Origin of the sequence: Bradyrhizobium diazoefficiens, assembly GCF_016616235.1 — a bacterium.
Lineage (GTDB): Bacteria > Pseudomonadota > Alphaproteobacteria > Rhizobiales > Xanthobacteraceae > Bradyrhizobium > Bradyrhizobium diazoefficiens_H.
Window position 1 is genome coordinate 1,831,530 of sequence record NZ_CP067100.1, and the last position, 18,648, is coordinate 1,850,177.

An 18,648-nucleotide genomic window follows, 5' to 3' on the forward strand; every position below is an offset into this window, starting at 1 on the left:
GACGAAGCAATCCAGGCTGTAACCGGGGGGCGGGACTGGATTGCTTCGCTTCGCTTCGCTCGCAATGACGGTCCTTACTTCTGCCGCCTGAAATACCGCTTACAGCGTTGCTCGGCTTCCGCGGCCGCGGCCTCCGGCGTAGCGGCGCCTGTGGCGACAGACGCGAACATCTGGATCAGCACGTAGTCGGCGCTGACGGCACCGGTCGCCGTCGAGATCGGACCCTTGTAGCCGTCATAATAGGTGCTGTTCATGGTGTCCTTGAAGATCTTGACCTTGGGGTCCTGCGACCACACGGCGGCGTCGGCATAGGCGGCCAGCGGCTGGGCCCAGTAGCCGGAGTTGGCGTTGAGCCACGGCTCGTACTGGTCCTTTTCCAGCATGAATTGCAGGAAGGCTTTTGCGGCGTTGGGATACTGGCTGTGCTTGAACACCATGGCGTTCAGCGTCAGGCCCGCCATCGGCGAGACCTTGGCGAGGCCCTTCGGCAGCAGCTGATGCTCGCTGTCCTCGGCAATCGCCTTGGTCGCCGGATCGTTCTTCAGCGAGAAGTACAGCGAGACGCCGTTCGCGGTCAGCGCGATTTCCTGCGCGGCATAGGCGCGGTTGTTGCTGACGTCGTTCCACGATGTCGTGCCGGCGATGAAGGTCGGGTAGAGCTGCTTGACCCAGTTCAGCGCGGCGATGGTCTCCTTGCTGTTGATGGTGAGGTTGCCTTCTTCATCGAGCAGGGCAGCGTTGTGCGACCACAGTGCCCAGCTTGCAAAACCGTTGCCGTCGCCCTTGGCGTTGCCGAGCGCGAAGCCGGCCGGCTTGCCGGCTTTTTGCAGCTTCTGGCACAGATCGAGGATGCCGGCATGATCTTCCGGCACCTTGTCGAAGCCGACCGATTGCAGGATCGACTTGCGGTAGATCAGGGGGCCGGCGGAGGCGCCGAACGGCAGTCCGATCCAGGTGTCGCTCTTGTTCTTCTTGCCGTAGCGCTGCGCCAGCGGCAGCCAGCCGCCATAGCGTTTGCCGACATAGTCGGCGACGTCGGTGAGCTCGATCAGCTTGTCAATATAGATGTGCGGTGCATCGGAGAAGCCGATGATGATGTCGGGGCCGGCGCCGGAATTGGCGGTGACCGCAGTCTGCTGGTTGATGTCCTCCCAGCCTACGAAGTCGACCTTGACCTCGACACCGGTTTCCTTCGTGAATTTCGCAGCGTTGGCGCGGAACACGTCTTCGTCGGCCTGGACGAAGCGGACCGGCCGCAGCATGCGCAAGGTTGCGCCTTTCTCGATCTCGCGCTTGGGCGCCGCCACATCGGCGGCCTTGATATTGGATGTTTGCGCTGCAGCACCGGTGGCGGCAAACGTCGCGGCGGACAGGCCCAGCGCCAAGGCATCACGACGTGTGATGTCGTTCCTCATCAGTACCTCCCTATGATGTCTCCCTTCCCGGCGTTGATCGCCGGTGAAGGGTCGTTTCGGTCTTTTGCCGGTTTCCGGCTTGTGGCCGGCCGCCTTAGCTGTTCGGACCGCGATCCATGCTGACCGGTTGCCAGCGGCGGAGCGCGGTGTCTTGCAGCACCGACGGGTTGACGCAGCTTACCGGCCACATGCCCTGAAGCACCAGTGACAATTCGTAGCCCACCCGGCGCTTGCGCGCCTCGTCGAACCGTGCCGAGGCGGAGGCGACATGGGCCGTCAGGGTCACGTTCTCCATCCTGAGGATGGGGTTGTTGTGCGACGGCGGCTCTGTCTCCAGCACGTCGAGGGCGGCGTGCGCGATCCAGCCCTCCTGCAGAGCCTTGATCAGGCTCTCCTCGTCCACCGTGGCGCCGCGGCCGGTGTTGATGAAGATCGAGCCCTTCTTCATCTGTCGAAAATGCTTCTCGGTCAGCATGTGATGCACCTCGGGTCTTGCAGGGGCATGCATCGACACGAAGTCGGACTGCGACAGCACCTCGTTCAGCGTCGCCGGGATCACGCCGTGGTCGTACATCAGCGTCTCCTGGATGAAGGGATCGTAGGCCATCATGCGCAGGCCGAACGGCGCGGCGCGCTTGGCAACGGCACGCGCGACACGGCCGAACGAGATGAAGCCGAGCGTCTGGCCCATCAGCCGCGGAATCTTCAAAAGCGCCGGCCGGCCCTCGGCCCAGCGCCCGTCGCGCACCATGCGGTCCTGCTCGACCAGGCGGCGGAAGCCCGCGAGCAGCAGCATCATGGCGTGGTCGGCGACCTCCTCGATGAAGGTGTCGGGAATGTTGGTGACGGGAATGCCGCGGGCGGTGGCGGCCTTGACGTCGACGCTATCGACGCCGACCGAGCCGAGCGTGATGACCTTGCAATTGTCCAGCGCGTCGATGATCGACTTGGTGATCGGGATGCCCTTGGCATAGATGGCGTCGGCATTTTTCGCGGCGGCGATGAACTCGGCCTCATTGGCCGGCGCCTCGACGATCTCAGCATCGATCGGATCGAGCGCCTCGCGCTCGTAGGAATAATCGCTGCCCGCGACCGTGAAGCTCGCGCCCTTCGGCGTCACCACCCTGTATTTCGGCATGTCCTGCTCCCGATTTGTTTTGTCGGTTCTTGTTGCGACCCGGCCTTCTTGAGCGGGCCTTTGCGTCTTTTACGCGAAATCGAGCCACTCGCGTACAATCGCCGGTTGCCAGGACCGCGATTATTTGCCGGATTTGTCGGCTGGTCCGGGCTTCTACGGAGGGGTGTAAGTAACTTGCTAAGGGGTCGCACACTAAAAATTGTTTCAAATTTGTGTCGACTCACTTGCGTGCCCGCATTCCTTTTCCCCGGAGTCCATCCCGTGAACTTGAGCAACCTGAAGATCGCCCCCAAGCTCGGCATCCTTGTCGGCGTTACCTTGTTCGGCCTGTGCATCTCCGGAGTTCTCGCGGGATATCTGATGAAGCGCGAGATGGTGAACGCGCGCATCGATCAGGCCAAGGCGATCGTGGACATGGGCCGCAACTTTGCGGCTGCGCTCAGGAAACGCATCGATGCCGGCGAGCTGACGAAGGACGCGGCTCTGGCCGAGCTGCGCCGCTACGGCAACGCGATGACCTACGACAACGGCGCCGGCTATCTGTTCGGCACGACCTATGACGGCATCACCCAGATGGCGCCCGATCCCAAGCAGATCGGCACCAACCGCATGGAGGTTGAAACCAACGGCCGCAAGCTCTCGAAGGAGCTGATGGATGGCGTCAAGGCCAACGGCCAGATCCTTCTCTATTATGAATATGTGAAGCCCGGCCAGGAAACGCCGATCCGCAAGCTCGGTTACGCCGTCGCCGTTCCCGGCTTCGACATGTATCTCGGCACCGGCGCCTATCTCGATGACATCGATGCCAGGATGGGGCCGATCTACTGGCTGCTCGGCTTCGCCATGCTCGGCATCGTCATCGTCGCCGGCAGCGTCGCCTGGATGATCGGGCGCAGCATCAGCCGTCCGCTGGCGCTGCTCGGTGCCCGCATGAAGGATCTCGCCGACGGCAAGCTCGAAGGCGACATCCCTGGCGTCGGCCGCGGCGACGAGGTCGGCGCGATGGCATCGACCGTCCAGATCTTCAAGGACAACGCGGTTCGCATCCGCGACCTCGAGAAGACCGAGTCGGACGCCAAGGAGCGCGCCGCGGCGGAACGTCGCAGCACTATGGAGGGCATCGCCAACGACTTCGAACGCAGCGTCAACGGCATCGTCCGCTCGGTCTCCTCGGCCGCGGCCGGCATGCAGTCGACGGCGCAGTCGATGACCGCGACCGCGAGCGACGCCTCGTCGCGCGCGGCGACGGTCGGTGCCGCCTCGCAAAAGGCCTCCGGCAATGTCGGCACGGTTGCCGCCGCCGCCGAAGAGCTGTCGAGCTCGGTCGCGGAAATCTCCCGCCAGGTCACCCGCTCGACCGAGGTCGCGAGCAAGGCCGTCAACGACGCCGAGCGCACCAACGCCACGGTCCAGGTGCTCTCCTCCGGCGCCGAGAAGATCGGCGAGGTCGTCAAGCTGATCCATTCGATCGCGGCGCAGACCAACCTCTTGGCGCTCAACGCCACCATCGAGGCGGCGCGTGCCGGTGAATCCGGCCGCGGCTTCGCCGTCGTCGCCTCCGAGGTCAAGGCGCTGGCGAACCAGACCGCGAAAGCGACCGAGGAGATCTCCGCGCAAGTGGCGGCGATGCAGACCTCGACCAGCGACGCGGTCGCGGCCATCTCCGGCATCACGCAGACGATTGCCGAGATGAGCGAGATCACCGCCGGCATCTCCGCATCGATCGAGCAGCAGGGCGAAGCCACCCGCGAGATCGCCCGCAACATCCAGTCGGTCGCGGCCGGCTCGAGCGAGATCAACGCCCATATCGGCAGCGTCACCTCGGCCGCGCAAGCGACCGGCTCTGCCGCCACCGACGTGCTCACCAACGCCCGCGAGCTGGACAACCAGTCGGGCGCGCTGCGCAGCGCCGTCGACAGCTTCCTCGCCAAGGTGCGCGCGGCTTAAAGTTCTCGCGCTGAATTCGTAGGGTGGGCAAAGACGCGAAAGCGTCGTGCCCACCCTTCATTGAACTCGTCAGCTGTCATGCCCCGCGAAGGCGGGGCATCCAGTACGCCGCGGCCCATCGGGTCAATCACTGCCGTCTCGGAATACTGGATCGCCCGCCTTCGCGGGCGATGACACCTTCCTAGAGCTCTACTGCTTCTCGATCCCGGCATTCGTGATCAGCTTCTCCCACAGCACCAGCTGCTCGTTGACGAACTTGCCGAGCTCCTCCGGCGTGCCCGAAAATGCGTCCATGCCGAGCGTCGCAAGCTGTGCCTTGATCTCCGGCTTCTCGACGATCTTGCGGATCTCGGCGTTGAGCCGCGTCACGATCTCCTTCGGCATCCCGGCCGGACCGAAATAGCCCTGCCACGAGGAGATATCGAAATCGGGCACGCCGGCCTCCTGCATCGAGGGCAGGTTCGGCACCAGCGGCGAGCGATCCTTGGTGGTGACGGCAAGCGCCCGCAGCGCGTTGCCCTGGACATGCGGCAGCCCGGTGAGGATGTCGACGAACATCATCGAGACGCGGCCGCCCATGACGTCGTTGAGCGCCGGCGGCGAGCTCTTGTAGGGCACGTGCAACAGGTCGAGCCCGGCATTGTGCGCGAAGGTCGCGCCCGACACGATCGCCGAAGACGAGCCCGAGGCGTAGCTCAGCTTGCCCGGATTGGCCTTGCCATAGGCAACGAGCTCGCCGACGGTCTTGGCGGGCACGTCGGGGTGGACCACCAGCATGAAGGGCAGATCGCCGGTGCGCGCGATCGGGGTAAAGTCCTTGACCGGATCGTAGGTGAGGCTCTTGAGCAGATAGGGATTGGCCGAATGCGTCGTGTTGGTGGTCACCAGCAGCGTGTAGCCGTCTGGCGCGGCGCGCGCGACATAGGTCGCCGCGATCATGCCGTTGGCGCCGGCTTTGTTCTCGATCACGATGCCGACGCCGAGCGCCTGCGACAGATGCTGCGAGATCAGCCGCGTCGTGGTGTCGGTGCCGCTGCCGGCCGCGAATGGCAGCACCAGCGTGATGTTGCGGCTCGGCCAGGTGTCGGCCTGCGCGGTGGATGCCGCCGCGAGACATAGCGCGGCGGCGCCGGCGGTGCGCAGCATTCGGATCAGTGATGACAGCATGTCTGGACGTTCCCTCTCTTTTTTCGTTGGCGGGGAACCTAGCTTCTCCGAGCTGAAATCGGAAGACAGGAGTTTTGTCGCCCGCGTCGCGGAATTACTTCACCGCAGAGCCCTGGCGCGAGGCGATCACGACGCCGGCGAGCACCAGCGCGTAGCCGATCAGATGAAACGGCTGGAGCTTTTCGCCGAGCAGCAGGATCGCCATTGCCGAGCCGAACACCGGCACCAGATGGAAGAACGGTGCGGCGCGGTTCGGGCCGATCAGCGCGACGCCGCGGTTGAAGAAGAGATAGGCGAGCGTCGAGGGGAAGATCAGGATGTAGCCGAGCGTCATCAGCGTCGTCGTGTCGAATTGCAGCACGCGGCCGCTCCACGCCTCCCAGATCGCGGTCGGCAGCAGCATGGTCGCGCCGCAGCAGGTGGTGAAGGACAGAAAGGAGAGCTGGTGGATCTTCGGCCGGCGCGGGATGAAGGCGGAGTAGATCCCGAACGCCACCAGCGAGGAGCCGAACATGAGATCGCCCCTGTTGAAGCTGATGCCGGCGAGCGCGGCGAGATCGCCGCGCAGGATGATGATGAGCACGCCGAGCAGCGAGATCGCGATGCCGGCAAACTGTCCGCCCGTCAGCCGCACCCCGAACAGCACCAGCGACCACAGCGCCACGAACAGGGGACCTGCCGACTGGATCAGCAGCGCGTTCAGCGCTTCTGTATACTGCATCGCCCAGTACGAGATCGCGTTGTTGAAGGCAAAGCCGACCAGCGACAGGAACAGCATCAAGGGCAGGCTGCCGCGCAGGGCAGGCCAGTCGCGCTTCAGATGCGGCCAGGCGAACGGCAGCAGGATCAGGAACACGCCGAACCAGCGGATCGTGGTCACCGTCAGCGGCGGCACGTGCGCGCCGACATGGCGGGCGAGCACGATGTTGCCGGCCCAGAACAGCGAGCTCAGGCTGAGCAGCAGATAAGGCTGGTTGTTGAGCCAACTGGCCGGACTCGAGGGCGCTGGCGCGGGCGAAGCGATCGTCATTGGCGTCGGTTGCGAGCTTGCGCCGGATTGCCGCCGCGACACAAGTCACGCGGCCGCAATGCTACAATGCGCGCATCGACAGAGGAGGTGTCATTGGCGGTTAATATGTTGAACATCGAAGGCCTGGAGCAGCTCGATCGCCAAGCGCCGGTGGTGATGCTGAACCTGATGCGTTTTCACGCGCGCTCGCGCGACGGCGACGGCTCCGGCTGGGATGCTTATCTCCGTTACAGCGCGATCACCGTGCCGATGATCAAGGCGCGCGGCGGCACGCTGCTGTGGACCGGCGAGGCCAAGGCGATCGCACTCGGCCCGCATGCGGGCAATGACTGGGATTTCGTCGCGCTGGTCTATTATCCAACCGTCGCGGCGTTCATCGACATGATGACGTCGAAGGAATACGAGATGCAGGCCAATCCGCATCGCGTCAACGGCTGCGCCGAGCACGTCATCATCGCCACCAGCGAAGCCTACAGCAAGTTCAAGACGAGATAGCGCACGCTCGTTCTTACCCTCCCCTGGAGGGGGAGGGTCGATCGCGCGCAGCGCGAGCGGGGTGGGGTGATCCCTCCACTCGGGCAGCGTTCGTTGCCGAGAGACTGTCACCCCACCCGGTCTCTCATCGCTAGCGCGCTACGAGCCGACCCCCTCCAGGGGAGGGTGAATGGCGGCGTCACGCTTGAATGGAGCTACGTCGCCTGCTTCCTTGACGCCGCGAACACCCCGGCCAGCACCAGCGCGAAACCGATGAAGTGGAACGCCTGCGGGTGTTCGCCGAGGAACGCCATCGCCATGATCGAGCCGAACACCGGCACCACGTGGAAGAACGGCGCGGCGCGGTTGGCGCCGATCAGGCGCACGCCGCGATTGAAGCAGAGATAGGCGAGCGTCGAGGGGAAGACCGCGACGTAGAAGAGCGTCAAGAGGTTCGGCCCGTCGAGCTTCATCACCGGGCGCGCAGACAGCTCCCAGATCTCCAGCGGGAGGAGACAGGCCGCGCCGGCGCCGAAGGTGAAGGCGAGGAACGACAGGCCGTGCATCGGCGGCCGCTTCAAGGTCAGCACCGAGTACAGCGCGAAGATGACCAGCGCGACGATGAAGATGAGATCGCCCTTGTTGAATTCGATGTTCGACAGCGTGGTGACATCGCCATGCAGCAGGATCGTCAGCACGCCGCACATCGAGAGCAGCACGCCGAACGCCTGCGCCACGGTGAGGCGGACGCCGAGGATGGCGAGCGACCACAGCGCCACCACCAGCGGCGCGGCCGACTGGAGCAGCAGCGTGTTGAGCGCCTGGGTATGCTCCAGCGCCCAATATTGCAGCGTGTTGAAGGCGCCGATGCCGGTGATCGAGAGCGTGATCATCAGGCCAAGCCGGCCACGGATCGCGGGCCAGTCCTGGGCGAGGTGTTTCCAGGCGAACGGCAGCACCAGGAGAAAGGCGAAGAACCAGCGCAGGAATGACAGCGTCACCGGCGGAATGTGGCCGGCGGCGAGACGCCCGACGATGGCATTGCCGGCCCAGCACAGCGCGGTGATGCACAGCAGCAGATAAGGCTGGTTGGCGACCCAGTTGTGGCCGGATGTTTCCGCGCTCGTGGTCTGGCCGGTGGCGGACATTGTGATCGTTATGGCCCCGCGTGGCATGCGCCGGGAGCCATCCGGCCCGGCGAAGTCCGGGCCGGCTCATCACCCGGCGCTGCCCAAAGACACGGAAATCGCGCCTGCAGCAACGGGGGGCGGATGCATCGCGACCATGCAGCGGCGGATGCAGCTTCTCAGGCTTTGGTCGAAGCCATTGCGTTCGTCGCCGACGTTTCTGGATTTTCCGGGGATATCAAAGGCTTGGAGCGCGCTCCGAGCCCCGAAAAAGCCCCGTTCTTGCTTGCCTAGAGAGGCTGCATCCTTTATCCGGTTGGCTGCCTCGCGTGCGAGCGGCCCCGGCCGTGGATTGGGCTGGGCGCATCTACTATCTTCGAAGGGAATCCCCGCGAATGGCCAATGTTGTCGTCGTCGGCGCCCAGTGGGGCGACGAAGGGAAGGGCAAGATCGTCGACTGGTTGTCGGAGCAGGCGGACATCGTCGTCCGCTTCCAGGGCGGTCATAACGCCGGCCACACGCTGGTGATCAACGGCAAGACCTACAAGCTGGCGCTGTTGCCCTCCGGCGTGCTGCGCGAGGCGAAGCTGTCGGTGATCGGCAACGGCGTGGTGTTCGATCCCACAGCCTTCCTGGACGAGGTCGCCAAGCTGCGTGCCCAGGGCGTCGCGGTCTCGCCGGACAATCTGCGCATCGCCGAGAACGTCACGCTGATCCTGCCGCTGCACCGCGAACTCGACGCGCACCGTGAATCCGCCAGTGCCGCGACCGCGATCGGCACCACCCGCCGCGGCATTGGACCTGCCTATGAGGACAAGGTCGGCCGCCGCGCCATCCGCTTGATGGACCTCGCCGACCTCGACACGCTCCCGCACAAGATCGACCGGCTGCTGGCGCATCACAATGCCTTGCGCCGCGGTCTCGGCCTGCCCGAGTTCGACGGCAAGGAGATTTTGAAGGAGCTGAGCGCGCTGGCGCCGCAGCTGTTGCCCTATGCCGAGACGGTGTGGCGGCTGCTCGACATCGAGCGGCGCGCCGGCAAGCGCATGCTGTTCGAGGGCGCGCAGGGCGCGCTGCTCGACGTCGATCACGGCACCTATCCTTACGTCACCTCGTCCAACACGGTGGCGGCGCAGGCCGCGATCGGCTCGGGCCTCGGACCGGGCGCCGTCGGCTACGTCCTCGGCCTGTGCAAGGCCTACACGACCCGCGTCGGCCAGGGCCCGTTCCCGACCGAGCAGGACAATGAGATCGGCCGCAAGATCGGCGAGCGCGGCCGTGAGTTCGGCACCAACACCGGCCGTCCGCGCCGCTGCGGCTGGTTCGACGCCGTGCTGGTTCGCCAGGCGGTCCGCACCTGCGGCATCAACGGCCTCGCGCTGACCAAGCTCGACATCCTCGATGGCTTCGATTCGATCGAGGTCTGCACCGGCTACAAGCTCGACGGCAAGGAGATCGATCACTTCCCGGCCGGCGAGGGCGCGCAAGGCCGGGTCGAGCCGATCTACGAGACCATCGAGGGTTGGAAGGAGCCGACCGCCAACGCCCGCTCCTGGGCGGACCTGCCGGCCCAGGCCATCAAATATGTCCGCCGGATCGAGGAATTGGTGGGCTGCCCGGTCGCCTTGCTTTCCACCAGCCCCGAACGCGAAGATACTATCCTCGTGCAAAATCCGTTTGAGGCTTAACGATATCTTACCGGGACGCGCGTATAGTTGAGTAGAAATGGCTGATTACTATCCGCTGATCGCCCGCGCTATTGCCGCCCTGGACCCCAACGCTCCCGGCGAAAGCCGTCGCGCGCTCTATGAGCGGGCGCGCACGGCGCTGATCGCGCAACTCCGCAGCGTTCAGCCGCCGCTCTCCGAATCCGAGATCACCCGCGAACGGCTGTCGCTGGAAGAGGCCGTCCGCAAGGTCGAATCGGAGGCCGCCCAGCGTGCCCGCGAAGCCTCGCGGCCCGGTGGCGCCGTTCGCAGCAGCAGCGGCGACGCCTTCCGCCGGGCCAGCACCCGTGCCGCCGAGGGCAACCCGGCCGCGTCCCAGCCGGCTGCTCCGCCGCGCACCCGCCCGGCCCCGCCGCCGCCGCGTGCGGATCGTCCGTCCTTCAACGCCGATGACCAGGGCGATGCCCAGCGTCCGCCGCGCGCGCCGCGTTTCGACGCACCGCGCCAGCCCGGTCCGTCCGCGCCGCCGATGCCGGAGCCGCCCGCGCCGCAGGCCGGGCGCGACCGAGGCGGTCCGCGCCGTCCGCCGGACATCGGACCTTCGCCGCCGCTGCCGCCGGCGCCGGGCGTGCGCGGCTTCCGCGACATCACCGCCGATGCCAACGATCTCGGCGGCGCCGCGGCGCAGGCGAGCCGCGCCGCGCGCCGCACCTATGCCAACGTGCCCTCGCCCTCGCCGGAATTCGACCGGCTGGAGCCGAGCCTGGAAAACCGCGCCGGCGAGCAGGACGCGCCTTATTCTTACGACGAGTCGATCGAGGAGGCCGAGCGCTACGCGCCGCAGCCGCCGTCGCCGCGTCCGCGCATCGCGCCCGAGCGCGACGCCAAGAAGCGTGCCCGCACCGGCTCGGGGTTCCCGTTCAAGAGCGCGATCGCCGTCGGCATCGTGCTGATCCTGGTCGGCGCCGGCATCCTCTGGGGCAAGCCGCTGCTCCAGACCGCGACCAACTTTTTCAAGTCCTCGCCGACCCAGGTGGTGGAGGCGCCTAAGGAGCCGGCCCAGCCGCAGAGCAAGCCCAAGATTCCGGATCGCGTCGGCCAGCCCTCGGCGAGCGATCAGCCGGTCGCGCCGGTGGCGCAGAAGGTCGTGCTCTATGACGAGGATCCGTCCGATCCGAAGGGCAAGCAATATGTCGGCTCGGTGGTGTGGCGGCTCGAGCCGATCAAGGCGTCGGGCAACCAGAAGGCCGACGTCGCCGTGCGCGCCGAGATCGAGATTCCCGAGCGCAAGTTCAAGATGACGATGTCGTTCCGCCGCAACACGGACTCCTCGCTTCCGGCGAGCCATACCGCGGAGCTGACCTTCATCCTGCCGCCGGATTTCCCGGGCGGCAGCGTCTCCAACGTCCCCGGCATCTTGATGAAGTCGAACGAGCAGGCGCGCGGCACGCCGCTCGCCGGCCTCGCGGTCAAGGTCACCGACGGCTTCTTCCTGGTCGGCCTCTCCAATGTCGATGCCGATCGTGCCCGCAACGTCCAGCTCCTGAAGGAGCGCTCGTGGTTTGACGTGCCGCTGGTCTATGCCAACCAGCGCCGCGCCATCATCGCCATCGAGAAGGGCGCCCCCGGCGAGCGCACCTTCAACGACGCCTTCGCGCAGTGGGGCGACTAGGCTTGTTCACCTCTCCCTGCGGGAGAGGTGAGGTGAGCCCTGAGCGCGCGTCGATTCAATCAGAACCCATCGCGCTCTGGGACAACTACTTCGACGTCGCGCCGATCGGATTCTCCGGCGAGCCAAGGCCTGAGCCGGAGCTGCCGATCGGTTGTCCGTTGGCGGAATGGCCGACACCGACACCGGCTGCACCCACGGCGCCCGATGATTGGTCCGCTGCCTGTGCCGTGTTCAAACCGTTGACGGCGGTATTTTTCTGGGCGGCCGCCGTCGCGCTCGGACCGCCGAGCGAGGGAGCCGAAGGCACGAAATAGTTCGTCGCCTTCCTTGGCGTGGAGATTGCGCCGGCGGTGCCCGTCGTTGCCGTCGTGCTGCCTGTTGTTCCGCTCGTATTGTCGGTCGGTCCCAGATTGGTCGCTGGCCTGATGGTGTTGGTCCCGCTGAACGCCCCGTAACTGCCGGCGCCATAGGCCCCGTTTCCGTAGGCGCCTGCCGAACCCGCCGCGGCAGAGCCGGTGCCGCCCGAGCCGGCAGCAGCTCCGCTCGTGCCCTGCGCAAGGGCCGGCGTGGCGATGCCGATAAAGGCGATCGCGACCAGCGTTCCAAATGTCGGTGATGCCATGTTCCGCTCCGATGCTTGTTCGAAACGGATCAATGTCGGGAACTCAACAATGTTTCCCTCGCTGTCGAACGAGCGGCGAGCGCGCTAGTGGCGCCCGCCGCCGGTCAACGCTGTCGCCGGCCGGCCGGGCAGCCGTCCGGCTTATTGCGCCGCCGCTTCCCGCTTGCGCGCGGCGGCGGCCGCTGCGTGCTCGCGGTCCATCACGGCGCGGCAGCCGGGGCTGACATGCGACTTGTTCCGCACCATGCAGGCGGTGATCCTGGGAATGTCGGGGATCTCACTGGAGCAAAGCCGCATCGCGTCGGCGGAGCACATCTGCTGTGCTTCGGATGAGAAGGCGAGACCAGGTGATGTCTGGAGTGCGATGGCCGCGGTGAAGGCCAACAGCGAAACGGTGGTATGATAGCGTGACATGCAGAATACGTCCCCGAGTTCCGTGGGCTTGAGCCCGCTTGATTTTGGGGCGCCGCACGCGGCTTGATCTGCCGCATGTCACAGCCTTCACGCCGGGACCTTGCTCCCGCATGTGGTCGCTCGATTTCTTGATGTTCGAATCGAAAAGTGCTGCGCCGCCCGATTCGAGTATGCGCCATTGTCACGGAGCTGCAATGGCCGGCGTGAAGGAATTCGCAATTGTTGCGCGCACGTCACGCACGACGCGGCAACGCGCGATCAGATCGGCCGATCGGGCGATGCGCTCGCGTCGTCGGCATCATCAGCGCCGAGCGCGGCGTGTTCCTCGACGGCGCTGACGCCCTTTGCCGTGAGCTCGAACAGATCGCCGTCCTTCATCACATAGCCCTCGGCGATCAGCTCGCCGATCTTGCCGTGCCGGTCGTCGGCGAAGGCAACGGATTGGCTGATGTCCCTGAGGATCGAGAGTTGTTCGTCGCGCAGCATGTCTGACATCTCCGATCTCTGCAGGGGCTCGATCCTCACATGCCGTGGCTCTGGAATACCTTGCTGCAGGACCGCGACAGCTTGGCCCGGTTGGCTTGCAGGCAGCTCTGCACCGCATTGTCGTTGCCGAGCTCCTTGCGACAGAGGCGCGATGCGTCCCGCGAGCAGGCGTTCTGCTCCTGCGGCGTACCCATGTGGCCTTGCGCGCGAACGGGCGCGCTCGATAGGCCGCTCAGCGCGGCCAGCGTGATCGTCGCCAGAACAAGTTTGCGGGACATCGGCGGCTCCAATCCGGCAGTGAATGTTCTCAGGGTCCTGTCTGAACTCGGCGCCTTGCCACTTGTTCCCCTCGAAGCCGGGCCGCGCCCGCTGTTCAAGGTTCCCGCGGCGCTGCTATAACGGGGCAGAGTTGTGAGGGTGTTCGATGAAACGCTATCTGGTGTTTGCCCTGGTCGGTCCGTTCGTCGGCGGGTTCCTGCTGCTGCTGACCACGACCTACCAGTCCGGCTATTGGACCCAGACTAATCTGGGCGAGGTCGGCAAGCTGTTCGCCGTGTTCTTCAAGACCCTGCAATACAGCTATTTGTTTGGCTTTCTGCCTTCGCTGATGATCGGCGCGGTCGACGACATCCTGTTGCATGTCAGGCGGATTGGTCCGGTGCTGCGCATGCTGCTGGTCGGCCTGTTCGCCTTCGTGCTGGCCTCGTTGACCTACAGTTCGCGCGGGCCGGACTCCGGCGCGGTTCAGTTCATCCTGTATGGCCTCGTCGGGTTCGTGCCGGCGGCGATGTCGTCCTGGCTCGTGCATAGATATGTCGAAGAGCCGCAACCGGCGGCGGCACCGACCTGAGCGCGCGACGTTCGGGCGCGGCAGCAACCTCCGCCGCACCAGGGCGTTCTTCAGAGACCATGACCATGTCCGACGACGATATCCTTACGCCGCGCAAATCCCGTTCGGGAGGCCGCTCACGCGCGGGCTCTTCGCGCGCCGAGGCGCGCGGGCCGATCATCGACCAGGACGGCCGCGAGATCCGGCCCGAGACGCTGGAGGAGGGGTTTCGCGAGTTTCGTTTTGATTTCGGGCAAGGCAATCCGTTCGGCAACCTGACGCGCGAGCAGCGGATCGCGCGGCTCGAGGCGATCGCCAAGCTGCTCGACGTCGCCTTCATCCTGCCCGGTACCAATATCCGCTACGGCATCGACGGGCTGATCGGGCTGATTCCTGTCGTCGGCGACATCATCACCACGGCGATCTCGCTGTGGCTGGTGCGCGAGGCCCGCGCGCTCGGCGCGCCCTGGTACATCACCGCGCGCATGCTCGGCAATGTCGCGGTCGACGGCGTGGTCGGCATGGTGCCGTTCGCGGGCGATGCTTTCGACGTCATGTTCCGTGCCAACATGCGCAACGTGCGCCTGCTCCGCCGCTGGCTCGACAAGCAGCCGCGGGTGTGAGGGCCTGAAGGCTCCCGACAGTCGAGCGTCAGGCTCGGTGCACCTCTCCCGCTTGCAAGCGGGAGAGGGAGAACCACAAACAAAAAGCGCGACGGCCTATCGGCCATCGCGCCTTCTGCGCACATCGGAGGCTTGCGAAGAAACTTACGCCGCGTCGGCGTCGGTCTCCGCGGCCGCCTCCGCCTTGCGGCGGCGGGGCAGCGGGAAGGCTTCGCTCTCATACAGCGAGCGGATGCCGTTCTGGTCGAAGCGCGCTTCCTCGACCTGGAGATAGGCGCCGTTCAGCGAATCCGTCGGCAACTGCTCCATCGCGAACTGCACGGCTTCGGCCGCGGTGCCGAACCGGCGATAGGTGAAGCCCGCGCGCTTCTTCTTGCGGATGGCGGCGGGGAACAGTTCGGCGGAAGTGTTGAAGTTGAACGGACGCAGTGGACGCATGGTCAAAGACCTCGTGATCTTCTCTGGGGCTTTAAGCGCGTGGGGTTTGGGAGGGCAGGGGCCGCAATCGAGCGGGCCCGCCGCACATGGCATTTTCGTCCACTAATATAGGCCGATTTGACAAAATTGCGACCCCTGCGATGGGAGATGATGAATCCGCGCATGGCAGGCCCGCAAAGACAAAAACTGAATTTATTTCAGCGGCTTACGTGGTTTACAGCTTGCCAAGAAGGAGCAAGACGAGCAGCACCACCAAAACGACACCGCCGATTCCCATGCCGGAATGGCCCATGCCATAGCCATAGCCGCCGATCCGGCCCGACCAGCCGCCGAGCAGATAGATGATCACCAGGATGATCAGGATGGTCCCAAGCGTCACGGCATCCTCCCTGGCGGCCGCGGACCGTGCGCATCGGCTGCACCGCCAGGAGGGAAATGCATGTTGGCTCCATCGGGTTCCATTCGGGAACCCGATGGGGCGCAATATTATTTCGGCTCAAGCTTCAGCGCCGCCGAGTTGATGCAGTAGCGCAGGCCGGTCGGCCCGGGTCCGTCAGGGAAGACATGGCCGAGATGGCCGCTGCACTTGGAGCACAGCACCTCGGTGCGAACCATGCCATGGCTCACGTCGCGCTCCTCGTCGATATGGCTCTCGACAGCGGGTTGGGTGAAGCTCGGCCAGCCACAGCCGGAATCGAACTTGGCGTCGGATTCGAACAGCACATTGCCGCAGCCGGCGCAGACATAAGTGCCGGCACGGTGGTCGTGCTCATACTCGCCGGTGAACGGACGCTCGGTCGCCTTCTCGCGCAGCACGGCATACTGCATCGGCGTCAGCTCGCGCCGCCACTGTTCCTCACTCTTAATGACTTTGTCGTCGGCGGGTTTCATCTTGCTATCGGGCATGGGTCTCCCGTTTCGTTTGCGATCTCGCGATCAGTTGGTGGCCTTGCTGGCACTGACCAGCGTCGGCTTTTCGATGTAGTTATCCGCGAACAGCTTTTTCAGGTTCGCGACCTTCGGAAGATCGTTGTAGGCGATGTAGGGCTGGTTCGGGTGCAGCGTCAGATAATCCTGGTGATAGGCCTCCGCCGGGTAGAACGCCTCCAGCGGACTGATCTTGGTCACGATCGGCTTGCCGAACACCTTGGCGCCGTCGAGCTGGGCAATGTAGGCCTCCGCCACCTTCTTCTGCTCGTCGGACGTCGTGAAGATCGCCGAGCGATATTGCGTGCCGGTGTCGGGGCCCTGGCGATTGAGCTGGGTCGGGTCGTGCACCACCGAGAAGTAGATCTGGAGGATCTTTCCGTAAGTAATCTTCTTCGGGTCGTATTTGATCTCGACCGATTCGGCGTGGCCGGTCCGGCCGCTCGAGACGGTCTGGTAATCCGCGGTCGCCTTGGTTCCGCCGGCATAGCCGGAGACCGCGTTGATGACGCCGGCGGTGTGCTGGAACACGCCCTGCACACCCCAGAAGCAGCCGCCGGCGACCACAGCGGTCTGGATCCCGGTAGCGGGCGCCGCGTCCATGGCGGGAGCGGGGATCACGACCGCATCCTCGGCGGCCCGCGACGGCATGGCGAAGGCCAGTGTCAGGGCGGCGGCTGCGAACAGGGACAGGGGGCGGAGCAAGGTTCGGCTCATGGCGCATCCTCGAGTGCAGGGAAGGGAGAGTTTAGGATGATCGGGACGGAGCGAACAGTCCGTCCGTCGTGGTTTCCGTTGCCCAAGATACGGGTGAGCCGGCCGGTTGTTACGTTGGAACGGACACGAAGGCGTGAAACCGGCATGGTAGCGTGGCAGAAGGGGCCCGGCGGCGTCGGGCCGAGACTTCATCGGTCCCACTGAACCCGCGCTTGGAAGCGCCGACATAAAAATGTGTGGGACCGGAGCTTGATTTGTCGACCATGTTGCGCGTCTTTTCCCTGACCTTCCTTGCTCTGTTGTCATCCATGCCGATGGCTGCGGCCGACCCGCCGCCCGCCGACGACGTCGCGACCTGCCGCGACCGGCAGGCGGAGACGCAAGCGCGAACGCAAGCCTGCGAAAATCTCCTCAATGCCGAGCGCGTCACCGGCAAGGACAAGGCCACGGCGCTGCTTGTGCACGGCAATGCGCTGATCACCAGGCGCGACTATGACAAGGCGATCGAGGCGTTCTCGGCCGCCATCGCGCTCGAGCCGGACAGTGCCCTGATCCTCAATTCGCGCGGCATCGCTTACGAGCGCAAGGGCCAGGACGATCTGGCTTTGGCCGATTACAACCTCGCACTCCAGAAGCGCCCGACTTATGGCGTTCCCTACAACAACCGCGGTGTCATCCAGCTGCGCCGGGGCGCGCTGCAAAGCGCGCTCGACGATTTCAGCCTGTCGATCAAATATGCGCCCAGATTCCTGCTCGGCTGGACCAATCGGGCCCGCGTGCGCACGCTGACGAAAGATTTCGATGGCGCGCTCGCCGATTTCGCCGCGGCCGAGAAGATCGATCCGGCCGCGCCGCAGATCGCGGCCAACCGCTGTGTCACTTACGGCTTGATGGGCAAGTACGACCAGGCCTTTGCCGATTGCAACCAGCTGATCGAGCGGCAGCCAAAGAACATCTACGCGATCAACAACCGCGCCGACGTCAGCATGATGAAGGGCGATCTCGATGCCGCGCTGAGGGACTACAACGCAGTCATCCAGATCAGCCCGAACAATGTTCGCGCGCATTCCGGCCGCGGCCAGATCTACGAGCGGCGGAAAGATCTCGCCCAGGCGAGAGCCGACTACCGTTCGGCGGCCTATTCGCTGACGCCGTTCGACGAGATCGACGTGGCACGCGCCCGCGCCATCGCGCGGGAGCGGCTTGCCGCGCTGACGCCGCAGGCGCCGGCCGCCGCGGGCGGGCGCCGCGTCGCGCTCGTGATCGGCAACGGCGCCTACAAGAACGTCCATGCGCTGCCGAATCCGCCGCGCGACTCCAGGCTGATCGCAGGCGCGCTGCGCGATGTCGGCTTCCAGACCGTGATCTCCGTCAACGATCTCACCCGCGACAAGTTCTTCGAAGCGCTGAAGTCCTTCGCGGAGGAGGCGGAGAAGGCCGACTGGGCCGTGGTCTATTACGCCGGCCACGGCTTTGAGATCGGCGGGGTGAATTACCTCGTCCCCGTCGACGCCAAGCTTGCCGCCGACAAGGACGCCGAGACCCAGGCGGTTGCGCTCGAGCAGGTGATCGCCGCCGTCGGTGCTGCGCGAAAAGTGCGCCTCGTGATGCTGGATGCGTGCCGCGACAATCCGTTCGCGCCGACCATGCAGCACACGCTGTCGCTCAAGCTGGTCGACAAAGGTTTCTCCAACATCGAGCCCGGCGCCGGCTTGATGGTGGTCTACGCCGCCAAGCACGGCGAGACCGCGATCGACGGCGACGGCGGCGCCGACAGCCCCTTCGCCACCGCGCTTGCCCGCGACATCAAGCAGCCGAAGGTCGAGATCCGAAAACTGTTTGACATCGTCCGCGACGATGTCTGGTCCGCGACGAAGCACGAGCAGCAGCCGTTCACCTACGGCTCGCCGCCGGGTCGCGAGGATTTTTATTTCGTGGCGGGGAAGTGACGGGGT

The 18,648-nt window shown here is 65.3% G+C and carries 20 protein-coding genes; 7 read left to right on the forward strand and 13 right to left on the reverse strand.

Annotated elements, in window-relative coordinates; genetic code table 11:
* Window positions 1-74: 74 nt before the first annotated feature.
* The gene (locus JJB99_RS08710; RefSeq protein ID WP_200498377.1) at window positions 75-1,415 is read right to left on the reverse strand and encodes an ABC transporter substrate-binding protein; all 1,341 of its coding nucleotides are present in this window, start codon (window positions 1,413-1,415) and stop codon (window positions 75-77) included.
* A 94-nt stretch (window positions 1,416-1,509) separates the two neighbouring features.
* A complete protein-coding gene (locus JJB99_RS08715; RefSeq protein ID WP_200498378.1) occupies window positions 1,510-2,553 on the reverse strand; it encodes a C-terminal binding protein in 1,044 nt (347 codons plus the stop codon).
* 261 nt (window positions 2,554-2,814) lie between these two features.
* Between JJB99_RS08715 and JJB99_RS08720 the strand changes: the two genes are divergently transcribed.
* A complete protein-coding gene (locus JJB99_RS08720) occupies window positions 2,815-4,500 on the forward strand; it encodes a methyl-accepting chemotaxis protein (RefSeq protein WP_200498379.1) in 1,686 nt (561 codons plus the stop codon).
* 189 nt (window positions 4,501-4,689) lie between these two features.
* Here JJB99_RS08720 and JJB99_RS08725 read toward each other — a convergent pair whose 3' ends face one another.
* Both JJB99_RS08725 and JJB99_RS08730 read right to left on the reverse strand, forming a co-directional pair.
* Window positions 4,690-5,667, reverse strand: a complete 978-nt coding sequence (locus JJB99_RS08725; RefSeq protein ID WP_200498380.1) for a Bug family tripartite tricarboxylate transporter substrate binding protein — start codon at window positions 5,665-5,667, stop codon at window positions 4,690-4,692.
* Window positions 5,668-5,761: 94 nt separating this feature from the next.
* On the reverse strand, window positions 5,762-6,697 hold the full coding sequence (locus JJB99_RS08730) for a DMT family transporter (protein WP_200498381.1): 936 nt from the start codon (window positions 6,695-6,697) through the stop codon (window positions 5,762-5,764).
* A gap of 105 nt (window positions 6,698-6,802) precedes the next feature.
* Here JJB99_RS08730 and JJB99_RS08735 point away from each other — a divergent pair, with 105 nt between their 5' ends.
* Window positions 6,803-7,192: a DUF1330 domain-containing protein gene (locus tag JJB99_RS08735; protein WP_200498382.1), complete on the forward strand. Its 390-nt coding sequence runs from the start codon at window positions 6,803-6,805 to the stop codon at window positions 7,190-7,192.
* Between the two features lie 194 nt (window positions 7,193-7,386).
* Here the strand turns inward: JJB99_RS08735 and JJB99_RS08740 are convergent, their stop codons facing one another.
* Window positions 7,387-8,319, reverse strand: a complete 933-nt coding sequence (locus JJB99_RS08740; protein ID WP_200498383.1) for a DMT family transporter — start codon at window positions 8,317-8,319, stop codon at window positions 7,387-7,389.
* A 374-nt stretch (window positions 8,320-8,693) separates the two neighbouring features.
* Here JJB99_RS08740 and JJB99_RS08745 point away from each other — a divergent pair, with 374 nt between their 5' ends.
* Together JJB99_RS08745 and JJB99_RS08750 are read left to right on the forward strand one after the other, a co-directional pair.
* Window positions 8,694-9,986, forward strand: a complete 1,293-nt coding sequence (locus JJB99_RS08745) for an adenylosuccinate synthase (protein ID WP_200498384.1) — start codon at window positions 8,694-8,696, stop codon at window positions 9,984-9,986.
* A gap of 37 nt (window positions 9,987-10,023) precedes the next feature.
* Window positions 10,024-11,637, forward strand: a complete 1,614-nt coding sequence (locus tag JJB99_RS08750; protein WP_200498385.1) for a hypothetical protein — start codon at window positions 10,024-10,026, stop codon at window positions 11,635-11,637.
* A gap of 85 nt (window positions 11,638-11,722) precedes the next feature.
* Here JJB99_RS08750 and JJB99_RS08755 read toward each other — a convergent pair whose 3' ends face one another.
* The 4 genes from JJB99_RS08755 to JJB99_RS08770 all read right to left on the reverse strand — a co-directional run bounded on the left by JJB99_RS08755 (window position 11,723) and on the right by JJB99_RS08770 (window position 13,437).
* Window positions 11,723-12,259, reverse strand: coding sequence for a hypothetical protein (locus tag JJB99_RS08755; protein WP_200498386.1), 537 nt, complete (start codon window positions 12,257-12,259; stop codon window positions 11,723-11,725).
* A 141-nt stretch (window positions 12,260-12,400) separates the two neighbouring features.
* Entirely contained in the window at window positions 12,401-12,673 is a 273-nt protein-coding gene (locus JJB99_RS08760; RefSeq protein ID WP_246775178.1) for a hypothetical protein, read from the reverse strand.
* A 258-nt stretch (window positions 12,674-12,931) separates the two neighbouring features.
* On the reverse strand, window positions 12,932-13,168 hold the full coding sequence (locus JJB99_RS08765) for a hypothetical protein (RefSeq protein WP_246775179.1): 237 nt from the start codon (window positions 13,166-13,168) through the stop codon (window positions 12,932-12,934).
* Window positions 13,169-13,194: 26 nt separating this feature from the next.
* Window positions 13,195-13,437, reverse strand: coding sequence for a hypothetical protein (locus JJB99_RS08770; RefSeq protein WP_200498388.1), 243 nt, complete (start codon window positions 13,435-13,437; stop codon window positions 13,195-13,197).
* A 146-nt stretch (window positions 13,438-13,583) separates the two neighbouring features.
* Here JJB99_RS08770 and JJB99_RS08775 point away from each other — a divergent pair, with 146 nt between their 5' ends.
* Together JJB99_RS08775 and JJB99_RS08780 are read left to right on the forward strand one after the other, a co-directional pair.
* The gene (locus tag JJB99_RS08775) at window positions 13,584-14,009 is read left to right on the forward strand and encodes a DUF5413 family protein (protein WP_200498389.1); all 426 of its coding nucleotides are present in this window, start codon (window positions 13,584-13,586) and stop codon (window positions 14,007-14,009) included.
* Window positions 14,010-14,068: 59 nt separating this feature from the next.
* Window positions 14,069-14,611, forward strand: a complete 543-nt coding sequence (locus JJB99_RS08780) for a DUF4112 domain-containing protein (RefSeq protein ID WP_200498390.1) — start codon at window positions 14,069-14,071, stop codon at window positions 14,609-14,611.
* 144 nt (window positions 14,612-14,755) lie between these two features.
* Here the strand turns inward: JJB99_RS08780 and JJB99_RS08785 are convergent, their stop codons facing one another.
* The 4 genes from JJB99_RS08785 to msrA all read right to left on the reverse strand — a co-directional run bounded on the left by JJB99_RS08785 (window position 14,756) and on the right by msrA (window position 16,681).
* Window positions 14,756-15,049 (reverse strand): hypothetical protein, encoded by a 294-nt coding sequence (locus JJB99_RS08785; RefSeq protein ID WP_200498391.1) that lies wholly within the window; start codon window positions 15,047-15,049, stop codon window positions 14,756-14,758.
* A 214-nt stretch (window positions 15,050-15,263) separates the two neighbouring features.
* Entirely contained in the window at window positions 15,264-15,428 is a 165-nt protein-coding gene (locus tag JJB99_RS08790; RefSeq protein WP_035731827.1) for a DUF3309 family protein, read from the reverse strand.
* A 107-nt stretch (window positions 15,429-15,535) separates the two neighbouring features.
* Window positions 15,536-15,955 carry a peptide-methionine (R)-S-oxide reductase MsrB gene (gene msrB / locus JJB99_RS08795; RefSeq protein ID WP_200498392.1) on the reverse strand — a complete coding sequence of 140 codons (420 nt, stop codon included), beginning with the start codon at window positions 15,953-15,955 and terminating at the stop codon, window positions 15,536-15,538.
* A 30-nt stretch (window positions 15,956-15,985) separates the two neighbouring features.
* Complete coding sequence (gene msrA, locus JJB99_RS08800) at window positions 15,986-16,681, reverse strand: peptide-methionine (S)-S-oxide reductase MsrA (RefSeq protein WP_200500084.1); 696 nt, start codon at window positions 16,679-16,681, stop codon at window positions 15,986-15,988.
* Between the two features lie 275 nt (window positions 16,682-16,956).
* On the opposite strand from msrA, the gene JJB99_RS08805 reads away from it, so the two are divergent.
* On the forward strand, window positions 16,957-18,642 hold the full coding sequence (locus JJB99_RS08805) for a caspase family protein (RefSeq protein WP_200500085.1): 1,686 nt from the start codon (window positions 16,957-16,959) through the stop codon (window positions 18,640-18,642).
* Window positions 18,643-18,648 lie beyond the last annotated feature (6 nt).

Bases quoted from the DNA above. Each gene is read 5' to 3' on its own strand.
- JJB99_RS08730 (WP_200498381.1), bottom strand. From the start codon at position 6,697: ATGACGATCGCTTCGCCCGCGCCAGCGCCCTCGAGTCCGGCCAGTTGG.
- JJB99_RS08715 (WP_200498378.1), bottom strand. From the start codon at position 2,553: ATGCCGAAATACAGGGTGGTGACGCCGAAGGGCGCGAGCTTCACGGTC.
- JJB99_RS08805 (WP_200500085.1), top strand. From the start codon at position 16,957: ATGTTGCGCGTCTTTTCCCTGACCTTCCTTGCTCTGTTGTCATCCATG.
- msrB (WP_200498392.1), bottom strand. From the start codon at position 15,955: ATGCCCGATAGCAAGATGAAACCCGCCGACGACAAAGTCATTAAGAGT.
- JJB99_RS08785 (WP_200498391.1), bottom strand. From the start codon at position 15,049: ATGCGTCCACTGCGTCCGTTCAACTTCAACACTTCCGCCGAACTGTTC.
- JJB99_RS08755 (WP_200498386.1), bottom strand. From the start codon at position 12,259: ATGGCATCACCGACATTTGGAACGCTGGTCGCGATCGCCTTTATCGGC.
- JJB99_RS08780 (WP_200498390.1), top strand. From the start codon at position 14,069: ATGACCATGTCCGACGACGATATCCTTACGCCGCGCAAATCCCGTTCG.
- JJB99_RS08770 (WP_200498388.1), bottom strand. From the start codon at position 13,437: ATGTCCCGCAAACTTGTTCTGGCGACGATCACGCTGGCCGCGCTGAGC.
- JJB99_RS08750 (WP_200498385.1), top strand. From the start codon at position 10,024: ATGGCTGATTACTATCCGCTGATCGCCCGCGCTATTGCCGCCCTGGAC.
- JJB99_RS08710 (WP_200498377.1), bottom strand. From the start codon at position 1,415: ATGAGGAACGACATCACACGTCGTGATGCCTTGGCGCTGGGCCTGTCC.
- JJB99_RS08735 (WP_200498382.1), top strand. From the start codon at position 6,803: ATGTTGAACATCGAAGGCCTGGAGCAGCTCGATCGCCAAGCGCCGGTG.
- JJB99_RS08745 (WP_200498384.1), top strand. From the start codon at position 8,694: ATGGCCAATGTTGTCGTCGTCGGCGCCCAGTGGGGCGACGAAGGGAAG.
- JJB99_RS08765 (WP_246775179.1), bottom strand. From the start codon at position 13,168: ATGTCAGACATGCTGCGCGACGAACAACTCTCGATCCTCAGGGACATC.
- JJB99_RS08775 (WP_200498389.1), top strand. From the start codon at position 13,584: ATGAAACGCTATCTGGTGTTTGCCCTGGTCGGTCCGTTCGTCGGCGGG.
- JJB99_RS08760 (WP_246775178.1), bottom strand. From the start codon at position 12,673: ATGTCACGCTATCATACCACCGTTTCGCTGTTGGCCTTCACCGCGGCC.
- JJB99_RS08740 (WP_200498383.1), bottom strand. From the start codon at position 8,319: ATGTCCGCCACCGGCCAGACCACGAGCGCGGAAACATCCGGCCACAAC.
- JJB99_RS08725 (WP_200498380.1), bottom strand. From the start codon at position 5,667: ATGCTGTCATCACTGATCCGAATGCTGCGCACCGCCGGCGCCGCCGCG.